General features: G+C 71.6%; 14 protein-coding genes and 3 tRNA genes. 2 read left to right on the forward strand and 15 right to left on the reverse strand.

Annotation, left to right across the window (positions count from 1 at the left end; all coding sequences use genetic code 11):
• Window positions 1-19 precede the first annotated feature (19 nt).
• From ACYVD5_RS18860 to ACYVD5_RS18905, 10 genes are all read right to left on the reverse strand, one after another.
• Window positions 20-1,225: a cytochrome P450 family protein gene (locus ACYVD5_RS18860; RefSeq protein ID WP_461002397.1), complete on the reverse strand. Its 1,206-nt coding sequence runs from the start codon at window positions 1,223-1,225 to the stop codon at window positions 20-22.
• Complete coding sequence (locus tag ACYVD5_RS18865; RefSeq protein ID WP_461002398.1) at window positions 1,108-2,448, reverse strand: cytochrome P450 family protein; 1,341 nt, start codon at window positions 2,446-2,448, stop codon at window positions 1,108-1,110. The genes ACYVD5_RS18860 and ACYVD5_RS18865 overlap by 118 nt, the downstream gene beginning before the upstream one ends.
• A gap of 360 nt (window positions 2,449-2,808) precedes the next feature.
• On the reverse strand, window positions 2,809-5,205 hold the full coding sequence (locus ACYVD5_RS18870) for a heavy metal translocating P-type ATPase (protein WP_461002399.1): 2,397 nt from the start codon (window positions 5,203-5,205) through the stop codon (window positions 2,809-2,811).
• 341 nt (window positions 5,206-5,546) lie between these two features.
• Window positions 5,547-6,146, reverse strand: coding sequence for a GNAT family N-acetyltransferase (locus ACYVD5_RS18875; RefSeq protein WP_461002400.1), 600 nt, complete (start codon window positions 6,144-6,146; stop codon window positions 5,547-5,549).
• 225 nt (window positions 6,147-6,371) lie between these two features.
• Complete coding sequence (locus ACYVD5_RS18880) at window positions 6,372-7,268, reverse strand: helix-turn-helix domain-containing protein (RefSeq protein WP_461002401.1); 897 nt, start codon at window positions 7,266-7,268, stop codon at window positions 6,372-6,374.
• 302 nt (window positions 7,269-7,570) lie between these two features.
• Complete coding sequence (locus ACYVD5_RS18885; protein WP_461002402.1) at window positions 7,571-9,049, reverse strand: alanine/glycine:cation symporter family protein; 1,479 nt, start codon at window positions 9,047-9,049, stop codon at window positions 7,571-7,573.
• Window positions 9,050-9,482: 433 nt separating this feature from the next.
• Entirely contained in the window at window positions 9,483-10,244 is a 762-nt protein-coding gene (locus ACYVD5_RS18890) for a nitrate reductase molybdenum cofactor assembly chaperone (RefSeq protein ID WP_461002403.1), read from the reverse strand.
• Window positions 10,245-10,694: 450 nt separating this feature from the next.
• Window positions 10,695-11,423 (reverse strand): rRNA methyltransferase, encoded by a 729-nt coding sequence (locus ACYVD5_RS18895; RefSeq protein ID WP_461002404.1) that lies wholly within the window; start codon window positions 11,421-11,423, stop codon window positions 10,695-10,697.
• 56 nt (window positions 11,424-11,479) lie between these two features.
• Window positions 11,480-11,554 (reverse strand) — tRNA-Asp (locus ACYVD5_RS18900).
• 252 nt (window positions 11,555-11,806) lie between these two features.
• Complete coding sequence (locus tag ACYVD5_RS18905; RefSeq protein ID WP_461002405.1) at window positions 11,807-13,480, reverse strand: ABC-F family ATP-binding cassette domain-containing protein; 1,674 nt, start codon at window positions 13,478-13,480, stop codon at window positions 11,807-11,809.
• 486 nt (window positions 13,481-13,966) lie between these two features.
• Here ACYVD5_RS18905 and ACYVD5_RS18910 point away from each other — a divergent pair, with 486 nt between their 5' ends.
• A complete protein-coding gene (locus ACYVD5_RS18910) occupies window positions 13,967-14,344 on the forward strand; it encodes an RNA-binding S4 domain-containing protein (protein WP_461002406.1) in 378 nt (125 codons plus the stop codon).
• 37 nt (window positions 14,345-14,381) lie between these two features.
• Here the strand turns inward: ACYVD5_RS18910 and ACYVD5_RS18915 are convergent, their stop codons facing one another.
• From ACYVD5_RS18915 to ACYVD5_RS18925, 3 genes are all read right to left on the reverse strand, one after another.
• Window positions 14,382-15,026, reverse strand: coding sequence for a DUF6221 family protein (locus ACYVD5_RS18915; RefSeq protein ID WP_461002407.1), 645 nt, complete (start codon window positions 15,024-15,026; stop codon window positions 14,382-14,384).
• Window positions 15,027-15,126: 100 nt separating this feature from the next.
• The gene (locus ACYVD5_RS18920; protein WP_461002408.1) at window positions 15,127-15,354 is read right to left on the reverse strand and encodes a hypothetical protein; all 228 of its coding nucleotides are present in this window, start codon (window positions 15,352-15,354) and stop codon (window positions 15,127-15,129) included.
• Window positions 15,355-15,683: 329 nt separating this feature from the next.
• Window positions 15,684-16,613, reverse strand: coding sequence for an AraC family transcriptional regulator (locus ACYVD5_RS18925; protein ID WP_461002409.1), 930 nt, complete (start codon window positions 16,611-16,613; stop codon window positions 15,684-15,686).
• A gap of 74 nt (window positions 16,614-16,687) precedes the next feature.
• On the opposite strand from ACYVD5_RS18925, the gene ACYVD5_RS18930 reads away from it, so the two are divergent.
• On the forward strand, window positions 16,688-17,764 hold the full coding sequence (locus ACYVD5_RS18930) for an aldo/keto reductase (RefSeq protein WP_461002410.1): 1,077 nt from the start codon (window positions 16,688-16,690) through the stop codon (window positions 17,762-17,764).
• Window positions 17,765-17,857: 93 nt separating this feature from the next.
• Here the strand turns inward: ACYVD5_RS18930 and ACYVD5_RS18935 are convergent.
• Together ACYVD5_RS18935 and ACYVD5_RS18940 are read right to left on the reverse strand one after the other, a co-directional pair.
• Window positions 17,858-17,931, reverse strand: a tRNA-Phe gene (locus ACYVD5_RS18935).
• A 23-nt stretch (window positions 17,932-17,954) separates the two neighbouring features.
• Window positions 17,955-18,032, reverse strand: a tRNA-Asp gene (locus tag ACYVD5_RS18940).
• Between the last annotated feature and the right edge of the window lie 17 nt (window positions 18,033-18,049).

An 18,049-nucleotide genomic window follows, 5' to 3' on the forward strand; every position in this document is an offset into this window, starting at 1 on the left:
CACCGGACCGCGCCCGCGGCTACTCCCCCGCGTTCAACCGCACAGGCAGCGCAGTAACCCCGCCGGACACGATCGAGGGCAGGTCCTCTGGCTCGTCCCCCGCCGGTTCCAGGTTCGGGAAACGCGCGAAGAGCAGCGGCAGCACGATCTGCAGTTCCAGCCGCGCCAGGTTGGCGCCCAGGCAGTAGTGCGGGCCGTGGGAAAAGGACAGGTGCGACTTGTCCTCGCGGGTGATGTCGAACAGGTGCGCCGTGTCGCCGTAGCGCTCCGGGTCGCGCCCGGCCGAACCGTAGCCCACCAGGATCGCCTCGCCGGCACCGATACGGACGCCCGCGATCTCCAGATCCGCGGCCGCGTAGCGCAGCGGGATGTTCTGGATCGAGGTGTCCCAGCGCAGGGTCTCCTCGATCACGTCGTCCCAGGTGTACTCGCCGCCGGTGACCAGGCGGAGCTGGTCGGGGTGGGCGAGCAGCGCCCGCACCGCGTTGGTGATGAGGTTCATCGTGGTCTCGAACCCGGCGCCGATGATCAGGATCAGCGTCCACACCAGCTCCGACTCGCTGAGCCGGTCCTCATCCTCGGAACGCGCCTCGATCAGCGCGCTGGTCAGGTCGTCGGCCGGCTCGGCCCGTTTCTGCTCCACCAGCCCCGACAGGTAGGCCTGCACCTCCAAATGGGTGCGGCCGGCGACCTCGGGGCTGATGGTCTGGTCCAGGATCAGCCCGATCAGCCGCGCCAGCTCGGTGCGGTCCGCGGGGTCGGACACCCCGAACAGGTCGGCGGTGACGGTCATCGGCACCGGCCGGGCCAACGCCTCTTTCAGGTCCACCTCGCCGTCCGCGGCCGCCATCTCCTCCAGTAGCGAGTGCACCAGTTTGGTGACACGGTCGCGCAGGTGCTCGACCCGGCGCGGGGTGAACGCCTTGGAGACCAGTTTGCGCAGGCGGGTGTGGTCGCCGTCGTCGCGCGCGAGCATGTTCTCGTTGGCCACCCAGGAGATGAGCTGCCAGTCGGGCGGGATCTCGCCGTCGCGCCACGCCCGCCAGTGCACGGGGTTCTTCTTGACATCGGAGTGGGCGAGCACCTCGGTGACGGCCGAGTGGCGGGTCACCGCCCAGGCAGGAACCTCGCCAGGAAGGAGGACAGGGACGATCGGACCGGCTTCGCGGAGGTCTGCGGCTTGCTGGTGGAGGTCTCCGGCGTTGAGGACGGTTGCTGCTGCCATGGCGTGCCTTCCTGCGTGGGGGCCTGGGGGGCGAAGGTGACCGGTAGCTGAGCAAGTGACCGCGAGAACGGCGAGGCGCGCCACTCCAACTCCTCGGGGGCCACGCCCAGGCGCAGCTCGGGGAGCCGCCGCAGCAGCGTCTTGATCCCGGTGGTCGCGATCATGGTGGCGAAGTCCTGTGCGGGGCAGCGGTGCGGGCCGACCCCGAAGGCCAGGTGGGCGCGGTTGGCGGAGCCGCCCATCTCCGCGGCGTGCTGCTCGGCGATGGCGTGGTTGGCGGCTCCCAGGCCCAGCAGGACGGGTTCGCCTTCGGGCACGACTCCCCCGTTGGGCAGCGGCACATCGGCGGTGGGGTACATCACCGGGTAGCCGATCAGCGGTGGGTCGCGCCAGAGCACCTGCGCGACGGCGTCGCCGACCGCCAGCCGCCCGCCGGCGATCTCGTCGCTGAACGCCTGGTCGGTGAGGACTTGCCGGATCGCATTGCCGATGAGGCTGGCGGTGGGCTCGTTGCCCGCGCCCACGATCAGCACCAAATGCTGCACGACCTCTTCATCGCTGAGGCCCGCGCGGTGCTCCATCAGCCAGGTGGTGACGTCGGAGCCGGGTTCCTTGCGCTTGCGTTCGATCACCGAGGAGATCACACGCTCGACCTCGGCGTTGGCGCGTTCGGAGTCGGTGGCGTCCATCAGGTCGGCGAGGGCGGTCATGAACCGGCGGCCGCTGTCCTCGTCGAACCCGAACATGTGGTTCATGACCAGTAGCGGCAGCAGGCGGGCGTACTCGTCGAGGATGTCGGCGCGGCCGCGTTCGCAGAACGCGTCGATCAGCGTCTCGGCTGCCTGCGCGGTGTAGGCGCCGACCGCGGCCGAGTCGACCCTGCCGAGGCTGTCGGTGACGGCGCGGCGCAGCCGCTGGTGGTCAGCGCCGTCGGCGAAGAGCACGTTGGGGCGGTACTCCATCATGCCCAGCACACCGGCCTCCTCCGAGACCTGCCCTTCGCGCCAGGCCCGCCAGCGCCGGGAGTCGCGGCTGAACAGGGCGGTGTCGCGGCACCAGGCGATGGCGGTGGTGTAGTCGACCACCATCCAGCCGCGGATGCCGGGTTCGAGCATGACGGGGATGACCGGGCCGTGCTCTTCGCGCATGCGCTGGTACACCGGCTGCGGGTCCCGGTGGAAGTCGGGCTTGTACAGCTCGGCGTAGGGGCATCCGTCGGTCACTCGGTCCGTCCTCGGGTTCGTCAGGCGCTGCGCGGGGGCGGCGGAGCGGGAGCGGGTGCTCCGCCGGCCTTCGATTCGCCGAAACCCCCGCGGTCCGGGCTGGGTCCGCAACGCTCACCGGTGTTCTGGTGTGCCCGCAGTGCCCGCAGTGCCCGGACTGAAGGAGTTTCGGCGATGAACCCTAGCGTTAACCGCGAACCGGGGAAAGACGTAGTGATGCCGATGGAGGACACGATGTCAGCCGATTCGCACTGACACCGGTCAACAACAGCTGCTCGGTGCCAACCGGTTGATGTCAGCCGATTTCCACTGACGCCGGTCGGCACCGCTCGGCGCAGGCCGCGTTCGGCCGTGCGCCGTTCACCCGCTGAGCGAGTCGCCCCGCACCGCCGCCGTCCGCTCCGCGTCCGCCGCCGGTGCCTGCCCGGGCGCCCCGGTGCGTCCGCCGCCGGCACCGCCGCCCCGCCGGCCGCGGGCGTCCTCGGTGCCCGCCAGCGGGCGGAACGCGCGCAGCCGCAGGCTGTTGCTGACCACGAAGACGCTGGAGAGCGCCATCGCCGCGCCTGCGATCATCGGGTTGAGCATGCCGGCCGCAGCCAGTGGCAGCGCGAGGACGTTGTAGCCGAACGCCCACACCAGGTTGCCGCGGATGGTGGCAAGCGTGCGGCGGGACAGGCGGATGGCGTCGGCGGCCACCCGCAGGTCGCCGCGGACCAGGGTGAGGTCGCCCGCCTCGATCGCGACGTCGGTGCCCGTGCCCATGGCCAGGCCGAGATCGGCCTGGGCGAGCGCGGCGGCGTCGTTCACGCCGTCACCGACCATGGCCACCGAGCGGCCCTCCTGCTGCAGCCGCCGCACCTCGGCCGCCTTGTCCTCGGGCAGCACCTCGGCGACCACCTCGTCGATGCCGACCTCGGCCGCCACCGCCTCGGCCACCGCGGCCGTGTCGCCGGTCAGCAGAATCGGGCGCAGGCCCAGCTTGCGCAGCCGGGCGACGGCCTCAGCGCTGGTGGGCTTGACCGTGTCGGCAATGGCGAGCACAGCGCGCGCCGCGCCGCCCCAGCCCACGGCGATCGCGGTTCGGCCCAGCGCGCGCTCGCGGTCGGCGGCCCGCTCCAGCTCGGCCGGCAGTGCCATGCCCCGCTCGGCCAGCAGCGAGGGCCGCCCCACCAGCACCCGGCGGTCGGCGACACTGCCCTCGACGCCGCGGCCGCCGATGCTCGCGAAATCGGCGACGCCGGGCAGTTCGCCGGCACGCTGCACGGCGGCCTTGGCGACCGCGCGGCCGATCGGGTGCTCCGATGCATCCTCGACCGCCCCGGCCAGCCGCAGCACCTCGTCCTCATCGGCGCCATCGGCGGTGCTCACGCCCACCAGCGCCATGCGGCCGGTGGTGACGGTGCCGGTCTTGTCCAATACGACGGTGTCGACGCGGCGGGTGGTCTCCAGGACCTCCGGGCCCTTGATGAGGATGCCCAGTTGGGCGCCGCGCCCGGTGCCGACGAGCAGCGCGGTGGGCGTTGCCAGGCCCAGGGCGCACGGGCAGGCGATGATCAGCACCGCCACGGCGGCGGTGAACGCCTCGGCGACGCCACCGGTGGCGAGCCAGACTCCGAGGGTGGCCAGGGCCAGCACGATGACCACCGGCACGAACACGCCGGAGACGCGGTCGGCCAGGCGCTGGATCTCGGCCTTGCCGCTCTGGGCCTCTTCGACCAGGCGGGCCATCTGCGCGAGCTGGGTGTCGGCACCCACGCGCGTGGCGCGCACGAGCAGCCGCCCACCCGCGTTGACGGTCGCGCCCGCGACCTCCGAACCCGGCCCGACCTCCTCGGGCACCGACTCGCCGGTGAGCATGCTGCGGTCGACGGCCGAGGTGCCCTCTTCGACCCGGCCGTCGGCGGCGATCTTCTCGCCGGGCCGGACTGCGAACAGGTCGCCGGCGGCGAGCCGTTCGACGGGCACCCGCTCTTCGCGGCCGCCGCGTATGACAGCGACGTCCTTGGCGCCGAGTTCGAGCAGGGCGCGCAGCGCGTCGCCGGCGCGGCGCTTGGAGCGGGTCTCGAAGTAGCGGCCGAGCAGGATGAACGAAGTAACCCCGGCGGCGACCTCCAGGTAGATGTCGCCGGCGCCGCCACCGCGTTCGATGGTCAGCGAGAAGGCGTGCACCATGCCCGGTTCGCCGGCCGTGCCGAGGAACAGTGCGTACAGCGACCAGCCGAACGCGGCCAGCGTGCCCACCGAGACCAGCGTGTCCATGGTGGCCTGGCCCAGCCGCAGGTTCTTCCAGGTCGCCCGGTGGAACGGGAGCGCGCCCCACACGACCACGGGGGCGGCGAGGGCGAGCGAGGCCCACTGCCAGTACGTGAACTGCAGCACGGGGATCATGGCCAGGGCTATGACCGGGACCGACAGCACCAGGCTGACGATCGTGCGGGTGCGCAGCCCGCGCAGCGGGTCGGATTCGCCGCCGGAGGCGCCGTCGGCCGCGGCGGCAGCGGGGGGTTCGGGCAGGGCGGCGGTGTAGCCGGCCTTCTCGACCTGGGCGATGAGGTCGTCGTCGGTGATCCCGTCGGGACGGGTGACAGTGGCTTTCTCGGTGGCGTAGTTGACCTCGGCGGTTACACCCTCCAGCTTGTTCAGCCGCTTCTGCACCCGATTGGCGCAGGAAGCGCAGGTCATGCCGCCGATCGCGAGTTCGATCCGCTGGCCGGCCGGCGCCGGATCCTGCTTCAAGTCCGTGCTTTCGCTGCTCATATCGGTTACGGCCTCCTCCGCGGGCGTCGCCGGAGGGCGACGGCGCTGGTCAGAGTGCTGGTGGGCGTCCGCCAGCCTACTTCGGATACCAGTCTGGGGTATCCCTCAACACGGCAATACTGTACCCCCCTAGGGTATATGGAACGCAAGGGCGCACCCTTTCGGGCACGCTGCCGGACGCCGCCGCGCGGACTGGGAGGCGCGCGGGCGGCGGGCGGGCCGTGCAGGAGGCGGGGCGAATGGAAAAGCCGGGAGGACGGGCGGAAGAGGTCAGGAGCCGTTGCGGCCGGATAGGCGAGCGGCCGGTCGGGTGGTCGCAGGCCGGCCGATCGGCTGAGCCGCTAGTCGGACTTGAGGGTCAGCCGAGCGATGGGACGGCCGCTGGTGGGATGCGGCGTGCAGGAGAATCCGGCCTTCTGGAACATGCGCACGGTCCCGGTGTAGACCTCGGCGCTGGGGGCGCGCCCACCGACCGTGTCGACCGGGTATGCCTCAAGGACCCGGCCGCCGTTGGCGCGGGCGTGCTCGACGGCCGCGTCCAGCAACTGCGACCCCATCCCTTTGCGGCGCCGCCGCGGCGGCAGCCAGAAGCACACGAGCGACCACACGCCGGGCTCGTTGGGATCGGCCGGGCGCAGCGACCTGGACCGCGCCAAGCGGACGAAGTCCTCCCGCGGCGCTACCGACACCCAGCCGCACGGTTGGTCGCCCTCGTAGGCGATCAGTCCCGGCACGCTGCCGTCGAGGGTCACCCGGCGCAGCGCCTCGTGGTTGGTGCCGCCGCGCTCGGGGGGCGCGCACGACACGCTTGCGGTGAAGTCCTTGGCTCGGCGGCGGAAGTAGACGCACCAGCAGTGGCCGTAGGCCCCGGTCGGGCCGAAGAGCCGTTCCAGGTCCGCCCACCGTTCCGGGGTGGCGGGCTCGATCGCGACGATGGTCATCTGGCCCCCTCGAACACGGGCGTTTGTGACCTAGAACACTAGCGACTCGTGTCGCCAGAAGGCACCCTTACAGGGGCTGACTTGTGATCCGCTCCGGCAGAAAAGCCGAACCCGCAGCGCACAGCGGCCACCCTGCGCACTGATGGTCAGGCGGAAATGCCTGGGTTTTACGGCTCAGCCGGGCATTTCCGCATGATCATCGCCGGTCTGGCACCGATCCGGACACTAGCGGCCCGGATCCGGATCGCCGACCTGCGCCGAAGACCGGATACCGCGGCTGCCGGCCCAGGACGCCAACTGCGTGAGGGCGCGGTGGTCGGCGGTGTCGGGGGCGGCGCTGAGCAGGCCCACGAACTGCTCGTCGTCCTCGATGACGGTGAGCACCTCCCACTCCAGCGAGAACTCGCCGACCGCGGGGTGGTCGAAGCGCGCAGCGCCGAACGGGCGCAGCGAGACCAGGTGCTGGTTCCACCACCGGCGGAAGTCGTCGTCGCGCAGCGAGAGTTCGCCCACCAACTCCTGCAGCCGCGCTTGGCTGCTGCGGGCGCCGCTGTTCATCCGCAGGAACGACACCACTTGGCGCGCCTGATCGCTCCAGTCGACGAACACGTCGCGGGTCGCCGGATCCAGGAACACCATCCGCACGTAGTTGCGGCGGTACCGGCTCATCTCGGCGAGGTCGCCCAGCAGCGCCGCCGCAAGCGTGTTCCAGGCGAGAATGTCCAGGTAGCGCCCCAGCACCAGAGCGGGCATCGCGACCAGGCTGTCCAACAGCCGCTGCACCCGGACTCCGACGCGCTGCTCGTCCTCCGGTGCGCTGGTGTCCTTGTGGAGAGCGGCGAGCTTGAACAGGTGCCCACGCTGGTCCGCATCGAGTCTGAGCGCCAGGCCGATCGAGTTCAGCACGGCTCGCGAAGCCGTACGCAGGCGCCCCTGCTCCAGCCGGCTGTAGTAGTCGACGCTGATCCCGGCCAGTTGGGCGACTTCCTCGCGGCGCAGGCCCGGCACCCGCCGGGACAGCCCCAAGTCGTGGATCCCGGCCTCGCGGGCCGAGATGAGCGCGCGCCGCGCGCTGAGGAACTCGCCCAGCGGCCCCCGGCCTGAGTGCTGGTCATCCTGCATACCGACCGATTATGGCAGCAAGCCGACGCACACAGGGGGAAAATTTTTCCCTGGAACAACCTGCCCTTCTTCTACTCCGCGAATCAAGGCAGTCTCTATGACCGAGGGGGCGGACCCGGTCCACGGTCCAACCGCTGGGGCAGCGGTGAGGGGAAAGGGCCGCGGAACCGGTTCCGGAAGGCGGTGTGGCCCATACGCCAGCGCGGGGCCACACCGCCTTATCTCGGTCCCGGTCGGGACCGGCCAGCCACGAACGACCGCGGCGCTGCCGCACGTTCGGGCCCGGGCGGTCCCACCGGCGGCTACCGGTCGGCCTTGCCTGCCATGTCGGACTGACCGGGCTGCTGGTCGGGCTCCCAGCACTGGACACCGCGCAGCTCCGGTACCCGGTCGCGGGTGAAGACCGGGTCGAGGCCCTGCTTGCGCTGGGCCATGTAGTCCTTCAGCACCAGTCCCACCGCGCCGGCCAACGGCGCCAGGGCGAGCAGGTTGACCAGGGCCATGAAGCCCATGGCGGTATCGGCCAGGCTCCACACGATCTGCACGGTGCCGATCGAGCCGAGGAACGTCGCGATGAGGAAGATGACCTTGAATCCGGTCATCACCCCGCGGCTCTCGGTGAGGAAGGAGACGTTGGCCTGCCCGTAGTAGTAGTTGCCCAGGATCGAGCTGAACGCCAGGAGCAGCAGCACCACGGTGAGCGCGTGCAGCGACCAGGAACCCAGTCCGGTCTGCAGGGCTTCCTGGGTGAGCTGCGGGCCGCGCTCGGCGCCGTAGGTGGGGTTGGTGGACAGGATCAAAAACGCGGTCATGGAGCAGATGACCAGGGTGTCGAAGTAGACGCCCAGTGTCTGGACCAGGCCCTGTTTGACCGGGTGGGTGACCGCTGCGGTGGCACCGGCGTTGGGCGCCGAGCCCAGCCCGGCCTCGTTGGAGAACATGCCGCGCCGCACACCCTGCACGATCACGGTGCCCACTGCCGCACCCGCGAACTCCTGCAGGCCGAACGCGCCCTGCACGATCTGGTTGAAAACGGCCGGGATCTGGTCGGCGTTGAGCACCACGACGGCCAGCCCCATCAGCACGTAGAACACGGCCATGAAGGGGACCAGGGTCTCCGCGACGTGGGCGATGCGACGCACGCCGCCGAAGACGACCAGCCCGGTGATGGCCACGAGCACCAGGCCGACCCCGGCGGTCACCCAGCCCGCGTAGGTGTACCCCAGCGCCTCGGAGGAGTTGGCGATCGCGTTGGCGATGGTGTTGCTCTGCACGGCGTTGAACACGAAAGAGAACGTCACGATGATGGTGATGGCGAAGATGATCCCCATCCACCGCGCGTTGAGGCCGTGCTGCATGTAGTAGGCCGGACCGCCCCGGTAGCCGGTGCGGTCGCGCACCTTGTACAGCTGCCCGAGGGTCGACTCCACAAAGCTCGCCGCTCCGACGAGCAGGCCCATCACCCACATCCACAGCACCGCGCCGGGGCCGCCGACTGCAATCGCGCCCGCCACGCCGACCACGTTGCCGGTGCCGATGCGCGCTGCAGCGGAGATCGAGAAGGCCTGGAAGGAGGAGATCGCCCGCTTGCCGTCAGGGGCGGTCTCGGGCTTGCTGCGCAGATTCCGGAACATCTCCGGGATCAGGCGCACTTGGACGCCCCCCAGCCGCACCGTGAAGTAGATGCTGAGGATCGTCAGGAGGGGGATGAGCAGCCAGGCCCAGAACGCGTCCGTGAACGTCGTAACGAGGTCGTTGGCTAGTTGGTTCAGTTCTTCCACGGCCCGTGGTGCTCCTTTGCTACGGGGGACGGACCCGTTGGGCCTACCCGATATGGGCACTTGTTCACGATTCGGAACTGGTTGTTACTGGACAACCATCGTTCCGTTATCGGATGCGGTTGCCCTGGCCATCCGGCACCGTACGCTGCACCGCCCGGTGCCGGAGCCCTGCCGGGCCGCAGCGGTGGCGGCTTGGGCGCCGCCGACCCGCCCGACCCGCCCCATCCGCCGCCGGCGTCCGGACCCGCGCCCACCGACCCGCCGATCGGCCCTGCGCAACGCCCGGTGCTCAGCTTCCCCCGGAGGGGACGCGGTTGCGGGCGGGACGCGCCGAGGCGGGCGCGGGCGCGGGCAGTGTGCCCGCGGCACCGGCCGCGGCTCGGCGCGGCCAACCCGCCGGCCGGCGGGTTGGCGAGCCGGCGGTCGACGCGGGTCAGTAGCGGGCGGTTCGGGCCGCGGGCGCGCCCGGGCCGCCCATGCCGGTGGTGCGCGGCCCGCCCAGTTGCCTGGGCACATCGGGGACCGGGCCTTCGGCGACCGGCCGCCCGGCGACGGCACCGCGCCGGACGCCGGGATCGGCACCGGCGTGCCCGGTCGGCGGCAGTGTTGCGCACACCGCTTCGAGCACCGGCGCGTACGGGCTGCCCACGGCCGCGGACCGCCCCACCAGCTCCGCGTGGAGCCGCTCCAGACCGGCCCGCAGGCGCACGAGCAGCCACTCGCCGCGCTCGGGGTCGGCGCAGGCGGCGAACTCCAGTAGCACCGCCAGGTGATCGGGACGCTCGGCGGTCGCCACCCGCCAACCGCGGTCGGCATAGGACTCGGCGATGCGGGCACGGACCCGGCGGCGGCGCCGGGCGTCGCCGCAGGTGTGGTCGAGCAGGTGCAGTGTGCGCCGCCGCGCGTCGAAGGCCTGCGCGTGGTCCGTGCGCAGCTCGCGTTCAGGTGCAGTGGCGGCGTGGTCGCAGAACCCGGCGAGCGCCCGGCGGGCGGTGATGGCCGGGAGTTCCAGCAGTGCACGGCGGACCAGCGGCAGACGCTCGTAGAAACGGGCGCCGGGCGGACCGAGGAGCACCGAGGCGGCGCGGCGGAGCGCGGCCTCGGCGACGGCCTCGTCCAGCGGCCCGCCGGACGGGACACGGCCGCGTTCGGTGCCGCCGGAGCCCGGCGCGGCGGCGGCCGGGGCGCCGCACAAGCAGCCGCCCGGGAGCCGGGCCGGGTGAGCGTTTCCGTCGGGCCGTGGACCGGAATCCGGATCGCGGGTTCCCCGGAACGGGGTCAGATATGCATTGAAACGAAGCAGAAGTTCGGCGGCACAAATATTGTGACCTGCGCTTTTACTGGAAACATCCACAATTACCACTCGCCTTTTACGTGCTCGCTTTTCGCCCTCCTGCGACCGGACCCAATCCATTAGCGGGAAAGATACCCGAGAACGGCACCCGCCCTCACCTGTTGTGCATTATCGGATTTTCCGCCGGTGGCGGCGGCGCAGCGGGCAGCGCAGCGGCGGCCGGGCCGAGTCGCAGGCGTGCGGGGCCCCGGGCGTGCGAGCGGGCGCCGGCTACGGGAGCACGGAGGAACCGCGCAGCAGCAGCACCGCAGCAGGGACCGGCGGCAGCCGCCGAACGCCCCCGCTCCCTCGTCAGCGGAGCACGTCACCGGCCCGCACGAGCACGGCGGCGCGGTTGCCCACCCGCACCCGCTCCAGTGCGCGCACGTCCGCGGGCAGCGTGACCTTGCGGGTGCGCGCGGTCACCGCGAGCACGGCGTGCGCCGGCAGGACCGCTGCGAGCGCACGCAGCAGCGCGCAGACGGGCTCTCCGGCGGGCGGCGCGCCCGCGAAATGCGTCAGATCGCCGTAGGGGATGTCGGTGAGCACGACATCGACCGGGCGATCGGGCGGATCCGGACAGAAGACGTCGCCCGCGGCGACCCGGTGGTCCAGGCCGCCGCCCAGGCTGCGCAGCCGCTCGGCCAGCCGCGCTGCGGCGTCCGCCCGCTCCAGCAGGGCGGGCTTGGCGAATTCGGCGGCGCCGGCGCGCAGCTCGCGTTCGCGCTCGGCCAGGCCTTCCGGGCCGAGCAGGGCGAGGTTGCGTTCGGCGATGGACAGCGCGGCGGGGTCGGTGTCGGTGGCCAGCAGCCGCGCCAGCCGGTCGCGGTGCAGCAGGCCGACCGTTGCGGCGAGGTGGCCGCTGCCGCAGCAGGGGTCCCACAGCGCAAGCGGTGGTTCGGGGGCGTGTGCGGCGGCGCGCTGGAAAAGCTCGTCGGCCAAGCGGACCGGGAACCCGGGGTGGCCCGGCGCGGAACGCAGCACGGTCCCACCGGCCAGATCGGAGTGGTCGCGGCGTTCGGTGGCGTAGCGGTAGGCCACGGAATTCCTTCGCGACGCGGGCGCACGGACCGCTGATGCGGTAGGCGGTGCGGGGGCGGTCCTGACGGGATTTGAACCCGCGGCCTCCACCTTGACAGGGTGGCGAGCACTCCTAGCTGCTCCACAGGACCTGGGTGCGGCGATCCGCTCAGCGGCTGCGCACTCGCACCACTCTAGCGGTTGTCGGGAGCGGTTGGCACCACGATTACCGCCTTCGCCCCCTCCCGCCGGGGTGCGTCCCGGCGCCGGCGCAGCGTTCGGGCAGTTCAGGCCCCTTGCCCCGCAGATATCGGTTCCGTGGGCCGCGCGGACTTCCGCGGACTTCCCCTGACTTCCGCGGCCGCTCCGCCGCATTGGCGCTCCGAAACCCGGGACCCGGACGCTCAGAGCGGGCTGCGGCGCACCCGGCCTTCGTCCCACACCGGCGTATCCGAGTCCTCGACCCGCCCATCGGCGCCGAACACCAGGAACCGGTCGAAGGACCGCGCGAACCACCGGTCGTGGGTGACCGCCAGCACAGTGCCCTCGAACGCTTCCAACGCCGACTCCAGCGCCTCGGCCGACTCCACGTCCAGGTTGTCGGTGGGCTCGTCCAGTAGCAGCATCGTGGCGCCCGAGAGTTCCAGCAGCACCACTTGGAAGCGCGCCTGCTGGCCGCCCGAGAGCGTGTCGAAGCGCTGGTCGCGCTGGCGCACCAGTTCGTAGCGGTGCAGCAGCGGCGCCGCCTCGTCCAACTGCAGCGCGTGGTCCTCGGCGAGGATCGCGGTGAGCGTGCGGCCCTGCCATTCCGGGTGGTGGTGGGTCTGGGCGAAGTGGCCCGGCACCACGCGCGCGCCCAGCCGCGCCTCGCCGGTGTGCGGGACGCTCGCGGGGTCGGCCAGCAGGCGCAGGAAATGGGACTTGCCCGAGCCGTTGGCGCCCAGCACGCCGACGCGCTGGCCGTAGAACACCTCGGTCGAGAACGGCTCCATCAGCCCGGTCAGTTCCAGGTTGCGGCACCGCAGCGCGCGCACCCCGGTGCGTCCGCCGCGCAGCCGCATGGTGATGCTCTGCGGGCGCGGCGGCTCCGGGGGCGGGCCGGCCTCCTCGAACTTGCGCAGCCGGGTCACGGCGGCCTGGTAGCGGTTGGACATGGTGTCGTTGGCTGCGGCCTTCTGGCGCAGGGTGTGCACCAGTTCGCGCAGCCGGGCGTGGCGTTCGTCCCAGCGGCGGCGCAGCTCGGCGAAGCGCGCGTGCCGGTCGGCGCGGGCCCGGTGGTAGTCGGCGAAGCCGCCGCCGTGCACCCAGGCCGAGTTGCCCGCGGCGCCGCCTTCAACGGTGATGACGTGGGTGGCGGTGCGCGCCAGCAGCTCGCGGTCGTGGCTGATGAACAGCACGGTCTTGGGGGTCGCGCGCAGCCGCTCTTCCAGCCACCGCTTGCCGGGCACATCCAGGTAGTTGTCGGGTTCGTCGAGCAGCAGCACGTCGTCGGGGCCGCGCAGCAGTGCCTCCAGCACCAGCCGCTTCTGCTCGCCGCCGGAGAGGGTGCCCAGCTCGCGGTAGCGGACCCGGTCGAAAGGGGCGCCGATGGCCGCCACGGTGCAGGTGTCCCACAGCACCTCGGCGTCGTAGCCGCCGGCGTCGGCCCAGTCGGCCAATGCCTGGGCGTAGCGGAGCTGGGCGGCTTCGTCGTCGCGCTCCAACAGGCCGGTTTCGGCGGCGCCGAGCTCGCGGGCCGCCGCCCGCACACCGGGTGCGGAGACCGACACCAGCAGGTCGCGGACCGGGGAGTCGGCGCCCAGCGGCGCGGAGACGCCATCGGCCCGCTCTGCCGCGTCGGTGGCGGCGTGCGACCCGACGAACTGGCGCATCACACCCAGGCGCCCGCTGCGGGTGACGGCGCCCTCGGACGGTTCGACGTCGCCGGCGGCGATCCGGAGCAGCGTGGTCTTACCGCTGCCGTTGGCGCCCACGAGCACCGCTTTCATGCCGTCGCCCACCCGGAATGACACGTCGTCGAGCAGGATGCGGCCGTCGGGCAGGTGGTACGCGGCCCCGGAGACATCGATATGGCCCATGCACCGCAACTATGCCGGGGGCCCGCTGATGGCGTCGAAGGATTTTCGCAACCGCGAACCGGGGCCCGGGTGCGGGGCAGGGCCGGGGGCTGTGGAGCGGGCGTGCGGCTTCCGGATGCGGCACCGGTGGCCGCTGCCGCGGCGGCGCGCAACCGCGGTGCCGGGCTACAGTGCGGGCAGAGGGTGCGCGCGGGCTCCGGCTACCGGGCACCGGTGCCGGCCCGGACCAGCCCGGCCCGCCACTGCCTTCGCAACCACCAACCGCCGACCGTCAGCGCCACAGGCGGCTCCGCAGGCGATCGGGCCGTTTCGCCGGGGCCGCCGGAGGGATCGCAGGTGAACGAGGACCCGCATCGCAGCACGCCGCCCGCGCAACCGGACCCGGAGCGGCAGAACCGGCCGGACGGACAGGTAGGTCCGGACGGGCAGGCGGCACCGGACGGCGCCGCTCAGCAGGGCGAGCCCGCTGCTCAGTCCGATCCGAAGATGCCGCCGACCCACCCCAGCGGCCGGGTGGACCGCTGGGTCTGGGCAGTGCGGCTGGCCAAGACCCGCGCCGACGCCGCCCAGGCGTGCCGGGGCGGGCACGTGCGGGTCAATGACCGGCCCGCCAAGCCCGCGACCACCGTGCGCGCCGGCGACGAGGTACAGGTGCGGTTGAACGGGGTGACACGCATCGTCGACGTCGTCCTGGTGATCGACAAGCGTGTCGGCGCGCCGCTCGCCCGGCGCTGCTACACCGACCGCAGCCCCGAACCCGCTCCCCAGCCGCGCGGCACCATCCTGCGGCGCGACCCCGGCGCAGGGCGGCCCACCAAGCGCGACCGGCGCCAGATCGACCGGCTGCGGCGCGAAGGTTTCTGAGAGGCGGTTCTCCCGGCCGGGCGGCGCCCGTAGCAGGTCAGGCAGGCGGCGGAGCGACACCGGGCGGAGCGGGCGGGCCGGGCGGCTGCCGCTCGCCGAACGGGTCGGGCCCGAAGATGTCGATCGGCGGCTTGCGCCCCAGCCGCTCCTGCCAGTCGGGATCGTGGTCGGGATGGTCGCGGTAGGGCTGGGTGAGCAGCAGCAGCGTGAAGCACGGGAACGGCTCGGGCACTGCGGTGCCGTCCTGCCAATCCACGCATTTGGGGCAGGTGAGTTCGCCGCGCGAGGGGCTGCCGGTTGCCGTGTGCGCCGCCACCGTGCGCCGCTTGGCCTCGATGTCGGCGACCACGTGCATGGGGTCGTGGCGCACCACGTGGTCGGCGACCGCCTGCTTGACACGCAGTGTGCCGCGCACGTGCAGGACATGGGCCGGGGAGTTGCCGAACCCCGAACGCATCGGATACTCCTGCACGCTGCGCAGCAGCGCTCCGTGCTCGGTCCGCAGCAGGTCCTGGTGCAGATTCCGCGGCGGCCGCTCGCCGGTTTCGGCGTCCACCCACACCCAGCGTTCCTGCCCCGATGAGACGAAGGCACCGTCGGGCCTGCTGCGGTAATCGGCGGCGCGGTGGGCGGTGATCTCGTCCTCCTCCAGGCGGCGGAGCAGGAACTCGACGATGCTCACCGGCGGCCACCGCCGCGGACCGCCTCGTTGCGTGCGGGTACGCCGGCACGCAACCGCCGTCCACAGGCTGGGGACACCGCGCTCCGCCCGAACTCCGCAGTCACTCCCCGCCGGCCCCGTCCCCGGAACCGCGGCCGGCACCGCGCCGACGGTGCCGGCGGCGCGAGATACGGGTGAACACGAACGCGGTGTCGAGCATCACAAAGCACACGATCCCCCACAGAATCGTCGTGGCGGCCCAGCCGTCGGCGCGCCAGGCGATGAAACAGAGGTACCCCGCGACGGCCCCGCAGAACAACGCGATCCACACCGTCCAGCGCCCGATCACCTGCCACCTCCTCATCCGCCCGCGGGCGGCCCGAAACCCGGGCACGCCAACACCCGGAAAGCCAAGTCCACCCGCCTCGGCCCCGCAGCGCAAACCGGCACCTTGGCGCGGCGGCCGGCGACCGGCCCCTAACGGCCTCCGCCGCCGCCGTTGTCCGCTGGACCGTTCGGGGGGATCGGCGGGCTTGCCCGCATTGGCAGGTTCGGCAGGTTCTCCGGCGGCCGCACCGGAAGCGGTCTCATCCCGGTTCACACCCTCGCCCTCGCCCGGAGCAAAACCCCATCATGCCGACAACCGCTGGTAGTTGCACATGAGCGAAAAGTGCGAGCTCAGGCGGTGCAACGCCGTGCGGACGAGTGCCGGTACCGCAACGGAGTCGTGCCGAACGCGCGCTTGAACGCGGTAATGAAGGCGCTCTCCGACAGGTAGCCGATGCTCAGCGCCAAATCGCCCACCGATACGTCCCGGTGGACCAACGCGTGTGCCGCAAGACGCATCCTCCAGTCGTGCAGATAGGCCAGTGGAGGAGCATCCGCCACGGCGCGGAAACGAGCGGCGAATCCCGTCCGCGACATCGCGGCGACGCGAGCAAGTTCGTCGAGCCGCCAGGCGTGTCCCGGGTTCTCGTGTATCGCGCGCGCAGCCGGAGCCAGCCGAGGGTCGGCGATCAGGCGCAACCAGCCCGCCGGCAACGCCTCCGGCTGCGCCAGTTGCCGGCGCAGGACCTGCAGAAAGAGGAGCCGGGCGATCTGGTCCCGCGCGAAACCGCGACCGGCCCGGCCGCTGCCCATCTCCGCATGCAGTTCCTGCAGCAACCAGTGCAGTGCCTGGGACTGCGGGCTCGCCCCGGTGATGTGTAGCAGCGGGGGCAGCGCCCGGGTGAGTAACGCCTCGCCGCCGTGTTCGACGTCCAGTTCCCCACCCACACCCGAGAACTCCGCCCCCGCCCCGATCCGGTGAAGGGGCACGGTCATCGCGGACGCGTCGATCGGCGTGAGCGCGGGGTCGGTACGGACCACGAACGGGGTGTCCCCGTTCACGGCGATCGCTTCGCCCGCACGCACATCGATGTCGCTGCCGAGCAGCCCGGAGGAGAACGTGCAGGTTCCGCGCAACACGGTGATGATCTTCAGGCGGCCGGGCGCAGGAAACCGGATCGACCACGCACCGCTCGCCTCCAGCCTGCCGGTGACGTGGCACCGGGCCCCGGCGGAAGCGAGGACCTGCGACAGAAGGTCAGACTCGTGTTCGCCAACCAACTTTGGACTCTCGCGAAGGAATTTGGGACGATTCAGCTTTCATCCTACAGTTGCGCGGCACAAGACTGATGGGCATGGATTCCACACACCTCGACTCCTACCGCACTCTCGGCCGCACCGGTCTTCGCGTCAGTCCACTGATGCTGGGCACGCTGCTGTTCGACGACCCCGGCTGGGGTTCCGACCGGGAAACGTCGCTGCGTATTCTGCAGCGCTACATTGACGCGGGTGGCAACGCCATCGACACCGCCAACGGCTACGCCGGTGGCCGCTCGGAGGAAACCATCGCGGAATTCCTCCGCCGGACCCCGTCCGCGCGGGACGGTCTTGTGCTCGCCACCAAATTCGCCGGCAACATGCATCCCGGTGACCCCAACGGCGGCGGCACCGGGCGCAAGGCGATCCTCCGGCAGGTCGACGCTTCGCTGGCTCGGCTGGGCACCGACCACATCGACCTGTACTGGCAGCACTACTTCGACCCGCACACACCGTTGGAAGAAACCATCGGCACGCTGCAGGACCTGGTCGCCGCGGGCAAGATCCGCTACTACGGCCTGTCCGACACCCCTGCCTGGGCGGTCGCCCGCGCAGCAACCATCGCCGAACTCCGCGGATGGGCCCCGATCGCCGCGGTCCAGACCGAGTACTCATTACTCGAACGGACCGCCGAAGGCGAACTGTTCGGAGCCGCCCGCGAACTGGGTGCCGGCGTGACGCCGTGGAGTCCGCTCGCCGGGGGCGTACTGGCCGGCGGGTACACCCGGACGAACCGGAGGCCGTCCGGGCAGGGCCGCGCGGAATGGCCGACAACGCAGGGCAAGCTCACGGACAGCACCTTCGCCCTCCTGGACCTGCTCCAACAGATCGCACACGACCAGGGCGTCCCGGTCCCCGCAGTCGCGCTCGCCTGGGTCCGCCATCGCCCGGAAGTGACGGCCGCGGTCATCGGCTGCCGTACCACCGACCAACTGGAGGACAACCTCGCGTCCCTGACCGTCGCCCTCTCCGATGCGCAACTCCGCGACCTGGACGCCTTGACAGCGCCTCAACTGCCGTTTCCCTTCGCGTTCCTGGAGAACAGCGCGGTCAACCTCGCTCAAGGCGGAGCAACGATCAACGGAGTACCGTCACGAACCTGGCACCCGGCCTGATCCGCCGCGCCGGCAACCGGCCGAAGCAACGCCGCCGCCGTCAAAAAAGCCCGGTGCCTATAGGCTCCGGGCTTCTCTGCTGGTCAGACTGTGTGGCCAGGGACGGGGTCGAACCGCCGACCTTCCGCTTTTCAGGCGGACGCTCGTACCAACTGAGCTACCTGGCCCCAGACACACTGCTGGGTGTGTATGGCGGTCCTGACGGGATTTGAACCCGCGGCCTCCACCTTGACAGGGTGGCGAGCACTCCTAGCTGCTCCACAGGACCTTGCATGTTCAGTTGTA

It is taken from the genome of Streptomonospora sediminis (assembly GCF_054778995.1).

What these genes read in the sequence shown, in the direction of transcription:
- ACYVD5_RS18905 (WP_461002405.1), bottom strand. Translation starts at nt 13,480, where the DNA reads ATGGGCCATATCGATGTCTCCGGGGCCGCGTACCACCTGCCCGACGGC.
- ACYVD5_RS18930 (WP_461002410.1), top strand. Translation starts at nt 16,688, where the DNA reads ATGGATTCCACACACCTCGACTCCTACCGCACTCTCGGCCGCACCGGT.
- ACYVD5_RS18875 (WP_461002400.1), bottom strand. Translation starts at nt 6,146, where the DNA reads ATGACCATCGTCGCGATCGAGCCCGCCACCCCGGAACGGTGGGCGGAC.
- ACYVD5_RS18910 (WP_461002406.1), top strand. Translation starts at nt 13,967, where the DNA reads ATGCCGCCGACCCACCCCAGCGGCCGGGTGGACCGCTGGGTCTGGGCA.
- ACYVD5_RS18880 (WP_461002401.1), bottom strand. Translation starts at nt 7,268, where the DNA reads ATGCAGGATGACCAGCACTCAGGCCGGGGGCCGCTGGGCGAGTTCCTC.
- ACYVD5_RS18870 (WP_461002399.1), bottom strand. Translation starts at nt 5,205, where the DNA reads ATGAGCAGCGAAAGCACGGACTTGAAGCAGGATCCGGCGCCGGCCGGC.
- ACYVD5_RS18860 (WP_461002397.1), bottom strand. Translation starts at nt 1,225, where the DNA reads ATGGCAGCAGCAACCGTCCTCAACGCCGGAGACCTCCACCAGCAAGCC.